Raw genomic sequence first — 18,242 nt, 5'->3', positions numbered from 1 at the left:
TAGTTTAATCTTATTTTATAAATTATCGTTGGTTGTTTTTTGTCTTATCGAAAACATAATCGATTACTTCTTTATGACGGCGTTTAGATCGTGTAGAACTACCCGCTGCTGGTGCACCGTAAGGGCGTCTAGCTACAAATCTAAATGATTTAGCTTCCTCAAAATGCATTAGCATATGTGCATAAGCTCCCATATTTCTAGGTTCTTCTTGTGCCCAAACTATTTCTTCTGCATTACTGTATTTTGCAATTGTTTCTCTCATAGCCGTTGCTGGTAATGGGAATAATTGTTCTATACGCACCAATGCTACATCATCTCTTCCTTCCGCTTCTTTTACTTCTAATAAATCGTAATAGAATTTACCAGTTACAAAAACAAGTGATTTTACTTTATCTGCTTTTGCTTCTGCATCATCTATTAACATTTGGAAACTTCCGTTTGCAAATTCATCTACAGTAGATACTACTTTTGGATGACGTAATAAACTCTTAGGTGTGAAAACAATTAATGGTTTTCTAAAGTTAGATTTCATTTGTTTACGTAACAAATGATAGATATTGGCAGGTGTAGTACAATCTGCAACAAACATATTGTCTTTTGCACATAATTGTAAATAACGCTCCATACGTGCCGATGAGTGCTCTGCACCTTGACCTTCATAACCATGAGGTAACAACATGACCAATCCGTTTTGAAGTTTCCACTTATCTTCTGCTGCAGAAATATATTGGTCTAACATAATTTGTGCTCCATTACTGAAATCTCCAAACTGTGCTTCCCAAATAGTTAGTGTTTTTGGACTCGCCATAGCATAACCATAATCGAAACCTACAACACCATATTCTGATAACAATGAATTATAAATAAAGAATTTACCTTGTGTGTCGCTTAAATTATTTAGCAATACAACTTCTTCTTCACTGTCTTCTACTTTTATTACAGCGTGACGGTGAGAGAATGTACCACGCTCTACATCTTGACCAGACATTCTAACATCGAAACCTTCTTCTAAAAGTGTTCCGTAAGCTAAATGTTCTGCCATAGCCCAATCTAATCTATCTTCTTCGAACATTGTTTTTCTAGTTTGCACTAGACGTTCAATTTTACGAATGAATTTTTTTTCTGAAGGTAGTTCTGAAATTACACCTGCAATTTGAGTTAATTTATCTTTAGATACTGTAGTATCTACAGGTTTCATCATATCTTGTTCGGTTACACGAACAAAATCTTGCCACTCATCTTGCATAAACGGTGTAATTACCGTTTTGTCTTCTTTTCTAGAATCTTCTAATTCTTCTTCTAGACTCGCCTTATAATCGGCTTCTAATTTATTAACATAGTCCTTATCGATAATTCCTGCATTGATTAATTTCTCTGCATAAATATCTCTCGGGTTTTTATGTTTAGCAATAGCTTTATATAGTTTAGGCTGAGTAAAACGAGGTTCATCACCTTCGTTGTGCCCATACTTTCTATATCCTAATAAATCTATAAACACATCGCGTTTAAAGTGCATTCTAAAATCTAATGCAAATAATGTTGCGTGTACAACAGCTTCAACATCGTCTGCATTTACGTGTAATACTGGCGATAATGTTACTTTAGCAACATCTGTACAATACGTACTAGAACGTGCATCTAAATAGTTTGTTGTAAACCCGATTTGGTTATTTACAACAATATGAAGTGTACCGTTAGTTTTATAACCATCTAATTGTGCCATTTGCACGATTTCGTAAACTAAACCTTGACCTGCTATAGCAGCATCACCATGAACTACTATAGGTAGTACTTGAGATGGGTCTTCTGAATACTTGTCGTCTTGTTTAGCACGTACAATACCTTCTACTACTGCTCCAACCGTTTCTAAGTGAGATGGATTAGGCGCAATATTTAAGTTTATTTTTTTTCCGCTATTGGTTTCACGATTACTTGTCCAACCTAAGTGATATTTAACATCACCATCAAAGATTTCTTCTTCGTAATCTTTACCATCGAATTCACTAAAGATGTCTTTAGCCGATTTACCAAAGATATTTGTAAGTGTACTTAAACGACCACGGTGAGCCATACCCATTACAAATTCTTTTACACCATAATCTGCTGCTTTTTCAATTACTGCGTCTAGTGCTGGAATTAAAGATTCTCCACCTTCTAGTGAGAAACGTTTCTGACCAACGTATTTAGTGTGTAAGAAACTTTCAAAAGAAACCGCTTCGTTTAACTTTTTAAGTATATGCTTTTTCTGATTCGCATCGAAGTTAGGCTGATTATCATTAACATTTAGTTTGCTCTGAATCCAAGCTTTACGCTCTGGGTTCCTAACATACATGTATTCTATACCAATAGAATCGCAGTATATTTTTTCTAAATGATTAATAATTTCTTGTAGCGTTTGAGAGCCGATACCTAAGATTTCACCTGCTGAAAAAACAGTGTTTAAATCGCTATTAGATAATCCGAAATTTTCTAAAGCCAGTGTTGGCGAATAGGTTCTACGATCGCGAACAGGATTTGTTTTAGTAAACAAATGTCCTCTGGTACGGTAACCAGCGATTAATTGAACAACTTGAAATTCTTTAGTTAGATTTTCTGAGACGTGATCGCAGGAGAAATTCTCCATTTGTTCTTCGTCTACGATATCGTTTTCGCTACCAAAATCATAACCTTGAAAGAAAGCTCTCCAACTAGGCTCTACAGAATCAGGGTTTTGTAAGTATTGGTCGTATAGTTCAGCAAAGTATGCTGTGGGTGCTGCGTTTAAAAAGGAATATTTATCCATTATATTATTTGAGAAATTCTCGCTTTGACAAAATTTTGTCAAAAATACAATTTTTACTAAACTTAGGTGTAATTTTATTATATTTATAACAGTATTTTACTCACTTTTTTTTCGAACTATGACCAAAAACAACTCATTTATTATTAATAACACAATCTTAATCCTAATATTTACATTGTGTTTTAAGAATATTTCTGCACAAACCGCAAGTTTTTCAGATAATATTAAATTTGGAGGAGGTATTGGACTAAGTTTTGGGAGTAATTTTTTTAGCGGAACCTTAGAGCCTTCTGCCATCTATCAAGTCAATCCTCAATTTGCTTTTGGTGCCGGATTAAACTTTACTTACAACTCTCAAAAAGATTTTTATAAATCGACTATTCTTGGTGGTACACTTACGGGCCTTTTTAACCCGATACCAAATATTCAACTCTCTGCTGAATACCAACAATTACATGTAAATAGAAAATACGACAACGACTTAATACTTTATCAAGATGAAAAATACTGGTCTCCAGCACTACTTCTTGGTATAGGTTACCAAACTAACCATGTAACCGTTGGTGTGCGTTACGATGTACTTTACGATGATTATAAGAGTATCTACGCTTCACCATGGGCACCATTTATTAGAGTATATTTCTAACCGATTGGGTTAATTTCTAGAATTTTAATTTTGTAGTTTTCAGAAAAAATAAAAACATGGAAAAACTACTCAGAATTATTGGAGCTGCTTGGGGCGCTAAAAAAATAGGTGGCGGAAAATGCGGTTGTATTGGAACAGTTGTTGTATTCCTAATCTTATATTGGTTATTAGGCGCTGTCTTTAATATGTTTTAACCAAAATCCTTATTATACATAGATTCCCTTAATTTAGAAATATGTTAATACATTATTCTGGTATATATAGATAAGACAACTTAAAGTAAAGAACCTATTATTCAATACTAGGTTCTAATTCTTATTTATATTGATGTTTAAACCACACTTTTTGCCATTCGCGTTTCAGTATTAGAAACGCAACTTCTTCAGACAACTTTAAGGTATCGCTACCATCTAAAGTTTTAATTTGCTCCTCAGAAACATCAATAATGTACAGCAGATTTAAATATTCAGCAAAAGCATTTTGAATTAACTGATACACGGCTTCATGAAGCTGAAGTTTTAATTCGTCTGGAAGAATAGTTTGCTCCACATCGAAATCGACATTTGCCAACCGGAAATCTTTATTAAGTTGAAATACCAAATTACCGTATAACTCGTATTGCAACGATGTATTCAACAAGTCTTGTATAGTTTCTAAATTTTTCACAACAGACGTTTAAACCTTACGGGTCATTAAATTTTCACCAAAGGCTTTTAATAAATTCTTTTTATCTGTACTTATATCTAAAGTCTCTAACACAGAAAAGGCTTGTTTTGTATAGTTTTCAATTTCTTTAGTTGTAGCATCTGCAGCGCCACTACTAAGAAATAAATTTTTTACAGACTGAACCTTATCATTACTGTCTGTTGGACTTATACTAAACAAATCTTGAAGTTCTTGCTGCTGTTCGGCTTCAGAAAACTCTAATGCTTTTAAATATAAGAAGGTTTTTTTATTCTCTATTATATCTCCTCCTACTTGTTTTCCAAATGTTTTTGGGTCTCCAAAAGCATCCAGATAATCGTCTTGTAATTGAAAGGCAATTCCTAAATTTCTACCAAAACTATAAATCCCTTGCTGTTCTACTTCCGAAGCCCTAGCTACGATCGCTCCCATTTGCATGGCAGCACCTACCAAAACAGCGGTTTTAAACTCAATCATTTTTAAATATTCCGGAATTGTAACATCATCACGATTTTCGAAATCGACGTCGTATTGCTGACCCTCGCAAACTTCTAAAGCTGTTTTACTAAATAACTTTGCTAAATCTCTAAAGACTTCAGGCTCGTAATTTTCGAACAGTTGATAGGCCATAATTAACATCGCATCTCCAGATAAAATCCCTGTATTAACATCCCATTTTTCGTGAACCGTTTGATTTCCACGACGTAAAGGCGCATCGTCCATAATATCGTCATGCACTAACGAGAAGTTATGAAACACCTCTATGCTTAAAGCTGCATTAAGCGCAAGCTTATAATCGGTGTTAAAGATTTCGGCAGACATTAATGTTAAAACAGGTCTTAAACGCTTTCCACCTAAATTTAAGATATAAGTTATCGGTTCGTATAAAGATTGCGGCTCTCTATCCGTTTTATAGTCCTTTAAGAAGGAAATAAATTCCTCTTGATAAAATAGTATGTTTTGCATAGGACAAAAATAACAGAATAAACGAAATAATAGCAAAGTGTTTAGTCAATGTTAACATAGCATTAAAACTTTGGAAACTTTATTTGTTTCTAAAGTTTCCTTGTCTATATTTGCACCGAATTTAAAAGCGAATGAAAAACAAAATAATAATGAAATCGGCAGAGTTATTCTCGAATCTAGGATTTAAGAGTGTAACTATGGACGATATTGCGAACGAGATGGGAATCTCTAAAAAAACCATTTACCAATATTTCGCAACAAAAACAAAGCTCGTTGAAGCAACTGCTATTTTCAAATTTGAATGTATTTCTGAATCGATTGATGATATCTTTAAGTTAGAAGCCAATCCTATTGACGAACTTTTCAACACCAAGGATTTTATCATCAGTCACATGAAAAACCAAAAGATATCTATAGAATATCAGTTTAAAAAATACTATCCAAAAATTTATTCCATTGTAAAACAAAAACAATTTGAAGCGATGAATAAATGTGTTAGCGATAATTTAAATCGCGGTATACATGCTGGACTTTATAGAACGAACTTAAATGTAGATTTTATTTCTAGAATATACTTCAGTGCTATGGGCTCTATGAAGGATAACGAAATATTCCCTACAGATCAGTTCAACTTAGAAGACTCACTTAGTCACTACCTAGAATACCATCTAAGAGGAATTTGTACCCCTAAGGGCTTAGATTTTTTAAATAAAAAAACACAACAATCAAAAATCCAATAATGAGAAACAAACTAATCATATTATTTAGTTTATGTCTAAATGTTGCGGTCTTCGCTCAAGAGACTCCCGTTGCCTTTAGTTTACAAGAGGCCATAGATTATGCCTTAATACATAACAGAACAGTAAAAAATGCTGCTAGAGACATAGAAATCGCCGAAGAGCAAAAATGGGAAACTACAGCTACGGGTTTACCACAAATTAGTGCTAATGTCGATTATCAAAACTGGATTAAACAACAAGTATCGTTACTTCCAGGAGAAATTGCAGGAGGCCCTGCAGGTACATTTATTCCAGTAGAATTTAGCCCTAAACAAAACATTGGCGCTATGGCTACTTTAAACCAGTTATTGTTCGACGGGTCGTACATTGTAGGTTTACAAGCCGCAAAAGTCTATTTAGAAATTTCTGAAAATTCTAAAGTCAAAACAGACCTTGAAGTACGTAAAGCAGTAATAAATGCCTACGGAAATGTATTACTAACAGAAGAAAGTCTACAGATTCTAGAAAGTAATAAAGCCATACTAGAATCTAATTTAGATGAAATTCAAAAAACATTTGAAAATGGTCTAGAAGAAGAAGAAAGTGTAGAACAAATTAAAATTACATTGTCTGGTTTAATTAGCGATTTAAACAATGTAAAACGTTTAAATGTGTTATCGTATCAAATGTTAAACATCACATTAGGTATCGATTTAAATACAGATACAACGCTTACAGACGACCTTGAAGTTCTAGCTTTACAATACACATCTTTAGAAGCGTTGGCTGCCGACGAAAGTGTAGAAAACACCATCGATTATCGTATTGCCGAAAACGATGTGGAAACAAAAGATTTATTCGTAAAATTAGCTATGAGTGATGGGATGCCAACACTAAGCGCCTTTGTAAATGGTGGGTATAGCGCTTTCGGCGAAGATTTTGGCTTTTTTAATAACAATCAAAAATGGTACGGTTCTTCAATGTTTGGTGTGAATTTAAGTATTCCTATTTTTAGTTCTTTAGGACGTTCTGCCGCAACACAACAAGCTAGAATAGATTTAGAGATAGCAAATGAGAATTTAATTGATACCGAGCAACAACTTAAATTTCAAATCGCAACTGCTAAAAGCGAATACCAATACGCCATTGAAGATTATTCTAATAAAAAAGAAAATTTAGAATTAGCAGAACGTATAGAACGTAAAAACGAAACTAAATTTTTTGAAGGAATTTCTTCAAGTTTCGATTTACGTCAAGCACAAACTCAGTTATATTCTGCGCAACAAGAATATCTTCAATCCATGCTAGACATCATCAACAAAAAAGCTGAATTAGACGCTATTTTAAGCAATTTAAACAACTAAAAAACACAACAATGAAACACATATATACACTAGCCGCACTTACTTTTCTATTCATTTCTTGCGGAGGAAAAGAAAAATCTGTAGATGAAATTTTAGCCGAAGGTAACTTAGAAAACATTCGTGCCAAACGTACAGAGTTAGAAACACAGCAAATTGCATTAAGTGATCAAATTAAATTAATCGATGAAAAAATTGAATCGCTAGACGACACCAAAAAACTACCATTAGTAACAACGGTTAAGGCGGTTTCAGAAAACTTTGTACACTATTTAGAATTACAAGGAAGTGTGCAAACCAAACAAAATATTGTGATTTACCCAGAAACATCTGGAATTCTTCAGAATGTATTTGTTAAAGAAGGACAAACAGTTAGTAAAGGACAAGCTCTAGCTAAAATAGACGATGGTGGATTAGAACAACAAGTGGCGCAAATGGAAATTCAATTGGCTTTAGCCGAAACCACTTTCGAACGTCAGAAACGTCTTTGGGACCAAAAGATTGGTAGTGAAATTCAGTTTCTTCAAGCTAAATCATCGTACGAAGCTCAAGAGCAATCGGTAAATCAGTTAAAATCTCAATTGGCTAAAACAACAATTGTAGCACCTTTTTCTGGTGTAATCGACGATATTATTACAGACCAAGGTAGTGTTGTTATGCCAGGACAGTCGCAATTAATCCGAATTGTGAATCTTAAAGATATGTATATCGAAACAGAAGTTCCAGAAAATTACATCACAGATGTGGTAGAAGGAAAACAAGTAAAAGTTGAATTTCCAGTTTTAGGAACATCTGTAGAAACAAAAATACGTCAGGCTAGTAATTTTATTAACCCAGCAAACAGAACTTTTAAAGTTGAAGTTGCTGTACCAAATAAAGAAAAGAACATTAAGCCTAACCTAACTGCAAAACTTAGAATTAACGATTACACCAACGAAAATGCGGTATTAATTCCGTTAAGTATCATTTCTGAAAACGCAAACGGCGAACAATATATTTATGCTGTAAAAAACAAAGAGGCTAACGACGAAGGTGTTGCAGAACGCGTAATTATTAAAACCGGAAAAACGCAAGGCGATATCATAGAAGTACTAAGCGGTATCGAAGCGGGTACAGAAATTATTAATGAAGGTGCGCGTAGTGTTAGAGACGGACAAACAGTAAAAGTTATTAAATATTAAGCCTAAATCATGACAAAACACAAAAAGAAAATCGACAAAGAATTCGGAATGTCGTCGTGGGCAATTAATAACAAAACCACGATATATGTGTTAATGGCTGTAATTTTCTATTTAGGAATTACTGCTTATTACCACATGCCTCGTGAAAGTTTCCCAGAAGTTGTAGAAACAAAAATATACGTGAGTTCAATATATCCTGGAAACACTGCAGAAGATATTGAAAAACTAATAACAGACCCTTTAGAAGACAAGTTAAAAACCATAAGTAATGTCGTAGAAATCACATCTACATCTCAGGAAGATTACTCTATGATTATTGTAGAATTCGACGAAGATATTTCTGTTGAAGCTGCAAAACAAAAGGTTAAAGACGAAATAGATTCTGAAACCGCTGGCGAAGACTGGCCTACATTTAACGATGCTAAGGTAGAGCCTAATGCGTTCGATTTAAACCTATCGGAAGAAATGCCAATTCTTAACATTAACATCTCTGGAGATTATCCAGTAGATAAATTAAAAGATTTTGGTGAATATCTTCAAGATGAAATTGAAGACCTTGCAGAAATTAAGCAAGTAGACATTCGTGGTGCTCAAGAAAAGGAAGTAGAAATTGCGGTAGATATTTATAAAATGATGGCTGCCCAGGTGAGTTTCGACGATGTTATTAATACCGTTCGTGGAGGAAACGTAACCATGTCTGCCGGAAATTTAATTACTAGCGGACAACGCCGTACTATTCGAATTTTAGGTGAAGTTGAAGACCCTGAATTGCTTAATAATTTTGTTATTAAAGCCGATAACGGCAACCCTATTTACTTGAAAGATGTCGCTAGCGTCTCGTTTAAAGAAAAAGACAGAACAACGTATGCTCGAGAATTCGGACACCGTGTTGTAATGTTAGATGTTAAAAAACGAGCAGGAAAAAACATGGTAGATGCTGCAGAACAAATTCAACAAATTGTTGCCGATACCAAAGAAAATGTATTCCCAGCAGATTTAACCGTAACTATTACAAACGACCAATCTTCGGTTACTATTGGGGCAGTAGACGATTTGGTAAACAATATTATTTTTGGTGTTATCCTTGTAATTACAGTATTAATGTTCTTCTTAGGATTTAAAAATGCACTTTTTGTAGGGTTCGCCATCCCGATGTCTATGTTTATGTCTTTAATGATATTAGACTTCTTGGGTTACACATTAAACACTATGGTATTGTTTGGTCTTATTATGGGACTAGGAATGCTAGTAGATAACGGTATTGTGGTTGTAGAAAACGTATATCGTTTAATGGACGAGGAAGGCATGAGCCGAAAGAAAGCTGCTAAAGTTGGTATTGGCGAAATTGCTTTCCCAATTATCATTTCTACAGCAACTACAGTGGCCGCGTTTATTCCGCTAGGACTTTGGCCTGGAGTTATGGGAAAATTTATGATTCTTCTTCCTATTACACTATCAACCGTACTAGGGTCTTCCCTAATCGTTGCCATTTTCTTTAACTCGGTATTGGTATCTAAATTCATGACTATTGAAGATGTCGATATGCCTTTAAAGAATATTATTACAGTAACAAGTATTGTTTCGGCAATTGGTATACTTATTTTAATATTTGGAGGAGACTACAGAGGATTAGGAGGATTAATGCTTTTCACCTCAGCTATGCTATGGATTTACAGATTGTTTTTACGTAAAATGGCAAACACCTTCCAAACTAAAATCTTGGTTAAGTTCGAGAATCTGTACGAACGTGAATTACGTCGTGCCCTTAGCAAAAAGTGGCCTGCATTTATTACCATTATTACGTTTGTAGGTTTAATTGTTTCATTTATCGCTTTTGGTGCTTCCTTAGCATCTCAACGTACTAAAGTTGAATTTTTTCCAGATAACAAACCCAATCAGATTATTGTATATATAGAATATCCTGAAGGAACTGATATCGAAAAAACAAATACAATCACTAAGGAAATAGAGAAAAAAGTATACGCCGTTCTCGATGATGACGAATATAAAGATGGCGACTATAATTTCTTAGTAGAAAGTGCCGTTTCGCAAGTTGGTGAAGGTGCTGGAAATCCACAAACCGATGGAGGTTCGGCAGCAGAAATGCCTCATAAAGCTAAAATTACAGCGTCTATGCGTGAGTACAAATTTAGACGTGGTGCAGATAGTGAATTACTACGTCAAAAAGTACAAAAAGCATTAGTTGGTATTTATCCTGGAGTTTTAATTTCTGTTGAAAAAGATCAAAACGGACCGCCAGCAGGTTCTCCTATTAATATTGAAATAGAAGGAAACGATTACGATCAACTTATAGGTTTAGCTCAAAACATGCGCGATTTTATCAACGAAAAAAATATCGCAGGTATCGACGAATTAAAGATTGATGTTAACAAAGGCAAACCAACCATGTTGGTAGAAGTAGACCGTGCAAAATCTGGAGAACTAGGCGTTAGTGCTAGTCAAGTAGGAACACAGTTACGTAATTCTATTTTTGGTAGTAAAGCTGGTGTTTACAAAGAAGACGGAGACGATTACGATATCTATGTGCGTTTTAATGAAGCCAATAGATATAACACAAGTGCCATTTTTAATCAGAAAATTACATTTAGAGACAATACGGGGAAAATTAAAGAAATCCCGGTGTCGGCTGTAGCAAAACAAAGCAACACTTCAGGTTATAATGCCATTAAACACAAAGACACAAAACGTGTGGTAACTGTGTATTCTGCTTTATCTCCTGGATATACAGACGCCGCAGCTATTGTGAGTCAGATACAAAGAGAAATGAAAACGTTCACTAATTTACCTGCCGATGTGAAAATTGATTACACAGGTCAGATTGAAGAGCAAAATAAGCAAATGAAATTTTTATTAGGTGCATTCTTCACTGGACTATCGCTTATCTTTTTCATCCTGATTTTCCAATTCAATTCGGTATCTAAGCCAGGAATAATTATGTTGGCTATTTTCTTAAGTTTTATCGGAGTATTTGGTGGATTAGTAATTACCGGAGATGCTTTTGTGATTATGATGACCATGATGGGAATTATATCACTAGCAGGTATTGTAGTAAACAACGGAGTTGTACTTCTAGATTACGCCCAACTGCTTATAGACAGAAAGAAAATTCAATTAGGTTTAAATGATGATGAATACTTAGAACATGATGATTTTTACGAGTGTATTGTACAAGCAGGAAAAGCACGTTTACGTCCCGTATTATTAACAGCAATCACAACTATTTTAGGACTTATTCCATTAGCAATCGGATTAAATATTAACTTCTTTACATTGGTTAGCGATTTTAATCCTAACATTTATATTGGAGGAGATAACGTGGTATTCTGGGGACCTTTAGCTTGGACTGTAATTTACGGACTATTTGTAGCTACATTCCTAACCTTGATTGTTGTACCGGTATTTTTCTACCTAATTACAAAATTTAAGGTATGGTTATCTAAAAAACGTATCGTTTCTGTAAATACCTAACATTACGTTTAAATAACAAACTAAAAAATCCGAAGTATAATGCTTCGGATTTTTTAGTTTATAATCATTTATCTTCATTAAATTTGCACAGCAAAAATTTAGATATGTATAGAAGTAATAATTGTGGCGAACTAAGATCGTCTCATATAAATAATGAAGTAACACTTTCAGGTTGGGTACAAAAAGTACGTGACAAAGGATTTATGGTTTGGGTAGATTTACGCGACCGTTACGGTATTACTCAACTTATTTTTGATGAAGAACGCACACCTAAAGCCATGATGGATCAGGCTCAGAAATTGGGTCGTGAGTACGTTATTCAAGTTAAGGGAACAGTTATAGAGCGTGATTCTAAAAACCCAAATATTCCTACTGGAGATATTGAAATTTTAGTTTCTGAATTAACAATTTTAAATACTTCTTTAACGCCTCCTTTTACTATTGACGATAAAACCGATGGTGGGGAAGAATTACGCATGAAATATCGTTACTTAGATATCCGTCGTAATCCTGTAAAAAACAACTTAATTTTCCGTCATAAAGTAACTCAAGAGGTTAGAAATTTCCTTTCTAATCAAGACTTTATTGAAGTGGAAACACCATACTTAATTAAATCGACTCCAGAAGGGGCTCGTGATTTTGTTGTGCCTTCTAGAATGAACGAAGGACAATTTTACGCTTTACCACAATCGCCACAAACCTTTAAACAATTGCTTATGGTTGGAGGTATGGATAAATATTTTCAAATTGTAAAGTGTTTTAGAGATGAGGATTTACGTGCCGACAGACAGCCAGAATTTACACAAATAGACTGTGAAATGGCGTTTGTAGAGCAAGACGATATTTTAGATGTATTTGAAGGGTTAACACGTCACTTACTTAAAGAAGTTAATGGTGTAGAGATTGAAAAATTCCCAAGAATGCTTTACGACGATGCGATGCGTTTATACGGAAACGATAAACCAGACATCCGTTTCGGAATGGAGTTTGGAGAATTAAACGCGGTAACACAACATAAAGACTTTAAAGTTTTTAATGATGCCGAACTTGTTGTTGGTATAGCAGTTCCTGGCGGAAACAGTTACACTCGTAAAGAAATAGACAAATTAATCGAATGGGTAAAGCGTCCGCAAGTTGGAGCTTTAGGTATGATTTATTCGCGTTGTAATGACGATGGATCATTTAAATCTTCTGTAGATAAATTTTACGATCAAGACGATTTAGCAAAATGGGCTGAAATTACAAATGCCAAAGCAGGCGATTTAGTGTGTGTACTTTCTGGACCAAAAGATAAAGTGCGCGCACAATTAAGCGCCTTACGTATGGAGTTAGCAGAACGTTTAGGATTAAGAGACCCTAAAGTATTTGCTCCGCTATGGGTTATGGACTTCCCGCTTTTAGAATGGGATGAAGACACTGAGCGTTACCACGCCATGCACCACCCATTTACATCTCCAAAACCAGGACAAATAGAATTATTAGATACTAATCCTGGAGAAGTAAAAGCCAATGCTTACGATTTAGTTTTAAATGGTAATGAAATTGGAGGAGGTTCTATTCGTATTCACGATAAAGCGACGCAAGCTATCATGTTAAAACACTTAGGCTTCTCTGAAGAAGATGCAAGAGCACAATTCGGATTCTTAATGGACGCTTTTGAATATGGTGCACCACCACACGGTGGGTTAGCATTTGGTCTAGACCGCTTGGTAGCAATTTTAGGCGGACAAGAAACCATTCGGGATTTTATTGCATTCCCAAAAAACAATTCTGGTCGAGATGTTATGATTGATGCGCCATCAAGAATAGACGATGAACAGCTTGACGAGCTTAGCTTAAAATTAAACATAAAATCATAAAAAATTAAATCCCGCCTATGCGGGATTTTTAAACTTTAATTATGCCAACTCAAAAAAAATCACTGCTTACAAGATTTCTTCTTTGGAAAACGAAACATGTTAGCCATAGGAATTTTGTGTATTTTTTAAGTATTGTTGTCGGTTTAATTGCAGGTTTAGGTGCTGTAATTCTTAAAAATTCTACGCACTACATTCAACATCTCATAGAAACTAAAGTGGTTAGTGGCTACCATCACCCGTTTTACTTTCTGTTTCCTCTAGTAGGTTTAACTTTAACGTATTTGGTAAAAAAATATGTTGTTCGCCAAGAATTTGGTCATGGAATTCCTTCGACACTTCGCGCCATTGCGAAGAAAAAAGGAATTATGAGACAATATCAAATGTTTTCAGCATTGTTAACCGCTCCTTTAACGGTCGGATTTGGTGGATCTGTAGGTTTAGAAGGACCAACGGTATCTACTGCAGCTGCGATAAGCTCTAACATCTCTAGATTGTTTCATACCAACCAAGCAACACGTACTTTATTAATGGGGTGTGCAGCGGCCGGTGCTATAGCTTGTATTTTTAAAGCTCCCATTGCAGCCATAATTTTTGCGATTGAAGTGTTTAGTTTAGACCTAACGTTAATCTCTTTATTACCGCTTCTAATATCGTCCATTTCGGGTGTTTTATTATCGTATTTTTTCTACGGTTCAGATACGATTTTACCGTTCCAATTGGTTGATGTTTTCACACTCGAACAAGTTCCTTTTTTTATAATCTTTGGTATTTTAGCAGCACTAACATCCATTTACTTCACTAAGGTTTATGCCTTCTTTCACGATTTATTTGACAACATTAAGTCGCCTATTAAACGATTACTAATTGGAGGAATAGGTCTAGGTGTTATCGTATTTTTTATTCCACCACTTTATGGTGAAGGATTTGAAGTGATAAACAATATGGTTACTGGTAATTTTAACGATGTTGTTACCGACAACTTCTTACATATAGACATTACAAACAATTGGGCCATTCTAGCTTTATTATTAGGATTAATAATATTTAAAGTGATAGCAAGTGCGCTTACTTTTGGAGCCGGTGGTATTGGTGGTATCTTCTCTCCTAGTCTGTTCATGGGCTCTGTTTTAGGCTTCGGGTTTGCTAAATTCATAAATACTTTAGGCTTTTTTAAGCTGCATTTATCCGAGAGTAATTTCACACTAGTTGGTATGGCAGGTGTTCTTGGAGGTGTCTTACAAGCCCCACTAACCGCTATTTTCTTAATTGCAGAATTAACTGGTGGTTATAAATTATTTATCCCGTTAATGATTACGGTTGTTATTTGTTTTATTGTTACCAAATACTTCTTACCATATTCTGTGTACAGCATGGAGTTGGCTAGAAAAGGGGATTTAATTACGCACGACAAAGATCAAGCTGTATTAACGTTAATGAATATTGAAGCTTTAATTGAAACCAAGTTTGTAAAAGTTAGCCCAGATATGAACTTAGGCGACATCGTGCATAAAGCTGTGGTAAAATCTAATCGAAACATATTCCCTGTTATTAATGTGAAGACTAAAAAAATTGAGGGTATTATTCTGCTGGATGATATTAGACCTATTATGTTCGATCAAACCTTATATAAAGAAGTGGTAGCACGTGATGTGATGCAAGCGCCACCAGAAATCATCGATTTACACAACGACAGGATGAAAGATATTATGAAGAAGTTTCAAGATTCTGGTGCATGGAACTTACCGGTTATTAGAGATGATAAATATATCGGATTCATTTCTAAATCAAAATTACTTACCGCGTATCGTCGTCAGCTTATTAATTTCACAAGCTAACGCCTGAAAACGAAATCTAATTACGAGTTTTTTTTAGTATTTTTATACTATGCCATTTAGCACAAAACCCCTTCTTCGCCAATTTTTAATTTGGAAATACAAACATATTTCCGAACGGCAGTTTGTTTATATCCTTAGTATACTTATTGGCTTTTTATCAGGAATGGGCACGGTAATTCTTAAAAACCTCACCTATTTTATTCGTTCACTTTTTGACTTAGATATATTTAAAGATTCAGAAAGCGCCTTATACTTTGTACTTCCAATTATTGGTCTTTTACTGGTTTACATTATTAAACAAACCTGGCTAAAAAAACATATCGGACACGGTATTTCATCAACTTTGCATGCCATTTCAAAACTCAACGGTATCATTCCTAGATATAATATTTACGCCTCTTTAATTACAGCGCCATTAACTGCTGGATTTGGGGGATCTGTAGGATTACAAGGGCCTGCCGTTAGTATAGGTGCAGCATTGGGTTCCAACACCGCCCAATTGTTTCATATGAATACAAAAACCAGAATGCTTTTAATAGGTTGTGCGGCTGCCGGCGCTATGGCTTCCATGTTTAAAGCGCCGTTAGCAGCAATAGTTTTTGCTGTCGAAATTTTTAGCCTGGATATTGCTTTTGTTTCTTTAGTTCCGCTTTTACTAGCGTCTATTTCGGCTGTGGTCACCTCCTATTTGTTTTTAGGAACCGATGTTCTACTTAATTTTAAATTGATAGAACAATTTATGGTTGAAGACATCCCGTTTTACATCCTGCTAGGTTTGGTAACTGCATTGGCATCTATCTATTTTTCGAAAGTATTTTTCGCCATTACAGCCTTCTTTAAGCAATTTGAAAGTCGGGCTTTGCGTCTTTTAATAGGAGGTGTTGCCATTGGTACCATGTTGTATTTTATTCCTCAACTTTACGGTGAAGGTTACGGCCTTATGAATAATCTTTTAAAAGGCGATCACATCACTGCCATTGGGCACACGCCTTTTAATGTAGATTTATCAAACATTTGGATTGTTATTCTTCTGCTTTTAGGGATTTCGGCATTTAAAGCCATTGCCATGACCACTACTTTTGGAGCCGGAGGTGTAGGTGGTATTTTTATCCCAACGCTTGTTATGGGCTCTACATTAGGACATGCATGCGCTAAAATAATTAACAATATAGGATTTGGTTTTCATGTCTCCGAAACCAATTTTACACTTATTGGCATGACCGGACTCATGGCAGGCGTACTTCATGCCCCGCTTACAGCGATTTTCCTTATTGCTGAAATTACAAGTGGTTACGAGTTATTTGTGCCTTTAATGATAGTTTCTGCCATTTCGTTTGCCATTACAAAACACTATGTATCTCACTCTATTTATACCATGAAATTGGCCGAACGTGGTGAACTTATGACACACGATAAAGATAAAAATGTACTCATGGTTTTGGATATTGATAAGGTTATTGAAAAAAATTTTATCATTTTAAAACCCGATATGAAACTTGGGCATATTTTAAAAAATGCAGTGTCTAAATCATCACGAAACCACTTTCCTGTTGTTAATGACAACCATGAATTTTTAGGATCGTTAAGGTTAGACGACATTAGACATATTATGTTTGACATAGATAAGTACGACACCGTTAATGTCTCAAACCTAATGCAAGTACCTGTAAGTCTAATTGATTACGATAAAGATTCCATGAACGTAATTATGGATAAATTTAAAACAAGCGGCGCATGGAATTTACCAGTAATTAAAAATGAAAAATACTATGGCTACATCTCTAAATCGAAGCTTTTAACGGCCTATAGACATCAACTTATAGAATTTACAAGTTAAAGTTATAAGAGTAATAAACTTCAAATAGTTACGCCAATCCTATAAATCCACACTACATCACTTAACACCGAAACCATATTAAATAGTATCGCATTTAATATTATAAGCGAGGCAAACGACTAAATAGTTATAACTAATTGGTACTTTTAACGGCTTATAAATATCAATTAATAAATAGTACAAATTAACATGAAGCAACTCATCATTATATTAGGTCTTCTTGCCTTTGGAAGTATTTTCTCAGGTTTAATTTTTGACTTGCCTTACTCTGAAAAACTTATTGGCTTTGGAGTTGTGGGGTTATTTTTAGTTGTGTTCCCTATATTTTCTTATTACCGATGGAAAAACAAAGACCCTAAAGATTATATGCTGACTAAGGAGAATTTAGAAAAGATGCGAGAAAAAGAAGGTGACGAAAGAAAACTTTAATTCAAGTTTCGTTTTTCAACAAAAAACCGCTTCATTAACGCCGAAGCCTCTTCTGCCATAACACCGCCTTTAACAATGGTTTTAGGATGCAACTTTGTATTTAAATTTATACAACCGCGATCTTCGTCTCTTGCGCCATACACTATTTTAGAAATCTGACTCCAATACAAGGCACCACCACACATCTGACAAGGTTCTAAGGTGACATACAACGTACATTTTTTAAGATATTTACCACCTAAATAATTAGCAGCTGCTGTAATGGCTTGCATTTCTGCATGTGCTGTAACATCGGTTAAGGTTTCGGTTAAATTATGAGCTCTTGCAATAATTTTATTATCTATAACAATTACAGCTCCAACAGGAATTTCGCCTTTATCGAAGGCAGTCTCAGCTTCCTGAAACGCTTTCTTCATAAAATAAGTATCATCAAAAATATTTTCCATAATGTAAA

Annotated in this window: 14 protein-coding genes; 10 read left to right on the top strand and 4 right to left on the bottom strand. The window is 34.9% G+C overall.

What is annotated here, in order from left to right; all coding sequences use genetic code 11:
• Positions 1-22: 22 nt before the first annotated feature.
• Complete coding sequence (locus tag BN863_RS00905; protein WP_038526320.1) at positions 23-2,782, bottom strand: 2-oxoglutarate dehydrogenase E1 component; 2,760 nt, start codon at positions 2,780-2,782, stop codon at positions 23-25.
• A gap of 118 nt (positions 2,783-2,900) precedes the next feature.
• On the opposite strand from BN863_RS00905, the gene BN863_RS00900 reads away from it, so the two are divergent.
• Both BN863_RS00900 and BN863_RS18580 read left to right on the top strand, forming a co-directional pair.
• Positions 2,901-3,428 (top strand): porin family protein, encoded by a 528-nt coding sequence (locus BN863_RS00900; RefSeq protein WP_038526318.1) that lies wholly within the window; start codon positions 2,901-2,903, stop codon positions 3,426-3,428.
• Positions 3,429-3,484: 56 nt separating this feature from the next.
• Complete coding sequence (locus BN863_RS18580) at positions 3,485-3,622, top strand: hypothetical protein (protein WP_038526315.1); 138 nt, start codon at positions 3,485-3,487, stop codon at positions 3,620-3,622.
• A gap of 121 nt (positions 3,623-3,743) precedes the next feature.
• Here the strand turns inward: BN863_RS18580 and BN863_RS00890 are convergent, their stop codons facing one another.
• Both BN863_RS00890 and BN863_RS00885 read right to left on the bottom strand, forming a co-directional pair.
• Positions 3,744-4,094 (bottom strand): hypothetical protein, encoded by a 351-nt coding sequence (locus BN863_RS00890; protein WP_038526312.1) that lies wholly within the window; start codon positions 4,092-4,094, stop codon positions 3,744-3,746.
• A 9-nt stretch (positions 4,095-4,103) separates the two neighbouring features.
• Entirely contained in the window at positions 4,104-5,078 is a 975-nt protein-coding gene (locus BN863_RS00885; protein WP_038526308.1) for a polyprenyl synthetase family protein, read from the bottom strand.
• A 131-nt stretch (positions 5,079-5,209) separates the two neighbouring features.
• On the opposite strand from BN863_RS00885, the gene BN863_RS00880 reads away from it, so the two are divergent.
• The 8 genes from BN863_RS00880 to BN863_RS00845 all read left to right on the top strand — a co-directional run bounded on the left by BN863_RS00880 (position 5,210) and on the right by BN863_RS00845 (position 17,788).
• Positions 5,210-5,818 (top strand): TetR/AcrR family transcriptional regulator, encoded by a 609-nt coding sequence (locus BN863_RS00880; RefSeq protein WP_038526305.1) that lies wholly within the window; start codon positions 5,210-5,212, stop codon positions 5,816-5,818.
• Entirely contained in the window at positions 5,818-7,161 is a 1,344-nt protein-coding gene (locus BN863_RS00875; protein ID WP_038526302.1) for a TolC family protein, read from the top strand. The genes BN863_RS00880 and BN863_RS00875 overlap by 1 nt, the downstream gene beginning before the upstream one ends.
• A gap of 11 nt (positions 7,162-7,172) precedes the next feature.
• Positions 7,173-8,339: an efflux RND transporter periplasmic adaptor subunit gene (locus BN863_RS00870; protein ID WP_038526300.1), complete on the top strand. Its 1,167-nt coding sequence runs from the start codon at positions 7,173-7,175 to the stop codon at positions 8,337-8,339.
• A 9-nt stretch (positions 8,340-8,348) separates the two neighbouring features.
• Positions 8,349-11,828 (top strand): efflux RND transporter permease subunit, encoded by a 3,480-nt coding sequence (locus BN863_RS00865; RefSeq protein ID WP_038526298.1) that lies wholly within the window; start codon positions 8,349-8,351, stop codon positions 11,826-11,828.
• A 104-nt stretch (positions 11,829-11,932) separates the two neighbouring features.
• Complete coding sequence (aspS, locus tag BN863_RS00860; protein WP_038526295.1) at positions 11,933-13,687, top strand: aspartate--tRNA ligase; 1,755 nt, start codon at positions 11,933-11,935, stop codon at positions 13,685-13,687.
• 41 nt (positions 13,688-13,728) lie between these two features.
• Positions 13,729-15,522, top strand: a complete 1,794-nt coding sequence (locus tag BN863_RS00855) for a chloride channel protein (RefSeq protein ID WP_038526292.1) — start codon at positions 13,729-13,731, stop codon at positions 15,520-15,522.
• A 49-nt stretch (positions 15,523-15,571) separates the two neighbouring features.
• Entirely contained in the window at positions 15,572-17,359 is a 1,788-nt protein-coding gene (locus tag BN863_RS00850; protein ID WP_038526289.1) for a chloride channel protein, read from the top strand.
• Positions 17,360-17,548: 189 nt separating this feature from the next.
• Complete coding sequence (locus BN863_RS00845; protein ID WP_038526285.1) at positions 17,549-17,788, top strand: hypothetical protein; 240 nt, start codon at positions 17,549-17,551, stop codon at positions 17,786-17,788.
• On the opposite strand, the gene BN863_RS00840 is transcribed toward BN863_RS00845, so the two are convergent.
• Entirely contained in the window at positions 17,785-18,234 is a 450-nt protein-coding gene (locus BN863_RS00840; RefSeq protein WP_038526282.1) for a nucleoside deaminase, read from the bottom strand. The genes BN863_RS00845 and BN863_RS00840 overlap by 4 nt on opposite strands.
• Positions 18,235-18,242 lie beyond the last annotated feature (8 nt).

This window comes from Formosa agariphila KMM 3901, from assembly GCF_000723205.1.
Classification (GTDB): domain Bacteria; phylum Bacteroidota; class Bacteroidia; order Flavobacteriales; family Flavobacteriaceae; genus Formosa; species Formosa agariphila.
The sequence above is the reverse complement of the archived record's forward strand: the minus strand, read 5'-3'. Positions and strand labels throughout refer to the sequence as shown.

Coding starts and splice junctions, on each gene's coding strand:
- BN863_RS00905 (WP_038526320.1), bottom strand. CDS start 2,782: ATGGATAAATATTCCTTTTTAAACGCAGCACCCACAGCATACTTTGCT.
- BN863_RS00900 (WP_038526318.1), top strand. CDS start 2,901: ATGACCAAAAACAACTCATTTATTATTAATAACACAATCTTAATCCTA.
- BN863_RS18580 (WP_038526315.1), top strand. CDS start 3,485: ATGGAAAAACTACTCAGAATTATTGGAGCTGCTTGGGGCGCTAAAAAA.
- BN863_RS00885 (WP_038526308.1), bottom strand. CDS start 5,078: ATGCAAAACATACTATTTTATCAAGAGGAATTTATTTCCTTCTTAAAG.
- BN863_RS00880 (WP_038526305.1), top strand. CDS start 5,210: ATGAAAAACAAAATAATAATGAAATCGGCAGAGTTATTCTCGAATCTA.
- BN863_RS00875 (WP_038526302.1), top strand. CDS start 5,818: ATGAGAAACAAACTAATCATATTATTTAGTTTATGTCTAAATGTTGCG.
- BN863_RS00870 (WP_038526300.1), top strand. CDS start 7,173: ATGAAACACATATATACACTAGCCGCACTTACTTTTCTATTCATTTCT.
- BN863_RS00865 (WP_038526298.1), top strand. CDS start 8,349: ATGACAAAACACAAAAAGAAAATCGACAAAGAATTCGGAATGTCGTCG.
- aspS (WP_038526295.1), top strand. CDS start 11,933: ATGTATAGAAGTAATAATTGTGGCGAACTAAGATCGTCTCATATAAAT.
- BN863_RS00855 (WP_038526292.1), top strand. CDS start 13,729: ATGCCAACTCAAAAAAAATCACTGCTTACAAGATTTCTTCTTTGGAAA.
- BN863_RS00850 (WP_038526289.1), top strand. CDS start 15,572: ATGCCATTTAGCACAAAACCCCTTCTTCGCCAATTTTTAATTTGGAAA.
- BN863_RS00845 (WP_038526285.1), top strand. CDS start 17,549: ATGAAGCAACTCATCATTATATTAGGTCTTCTTGCCTTTGGAAGTATT.
- BN863_RS00840 (WP_038526282.1), bottom strand. CDS start 18,234: ATGGAAAATATTTTTGATGATACTTATTTTATGAAGAAAGCGTTTCAG.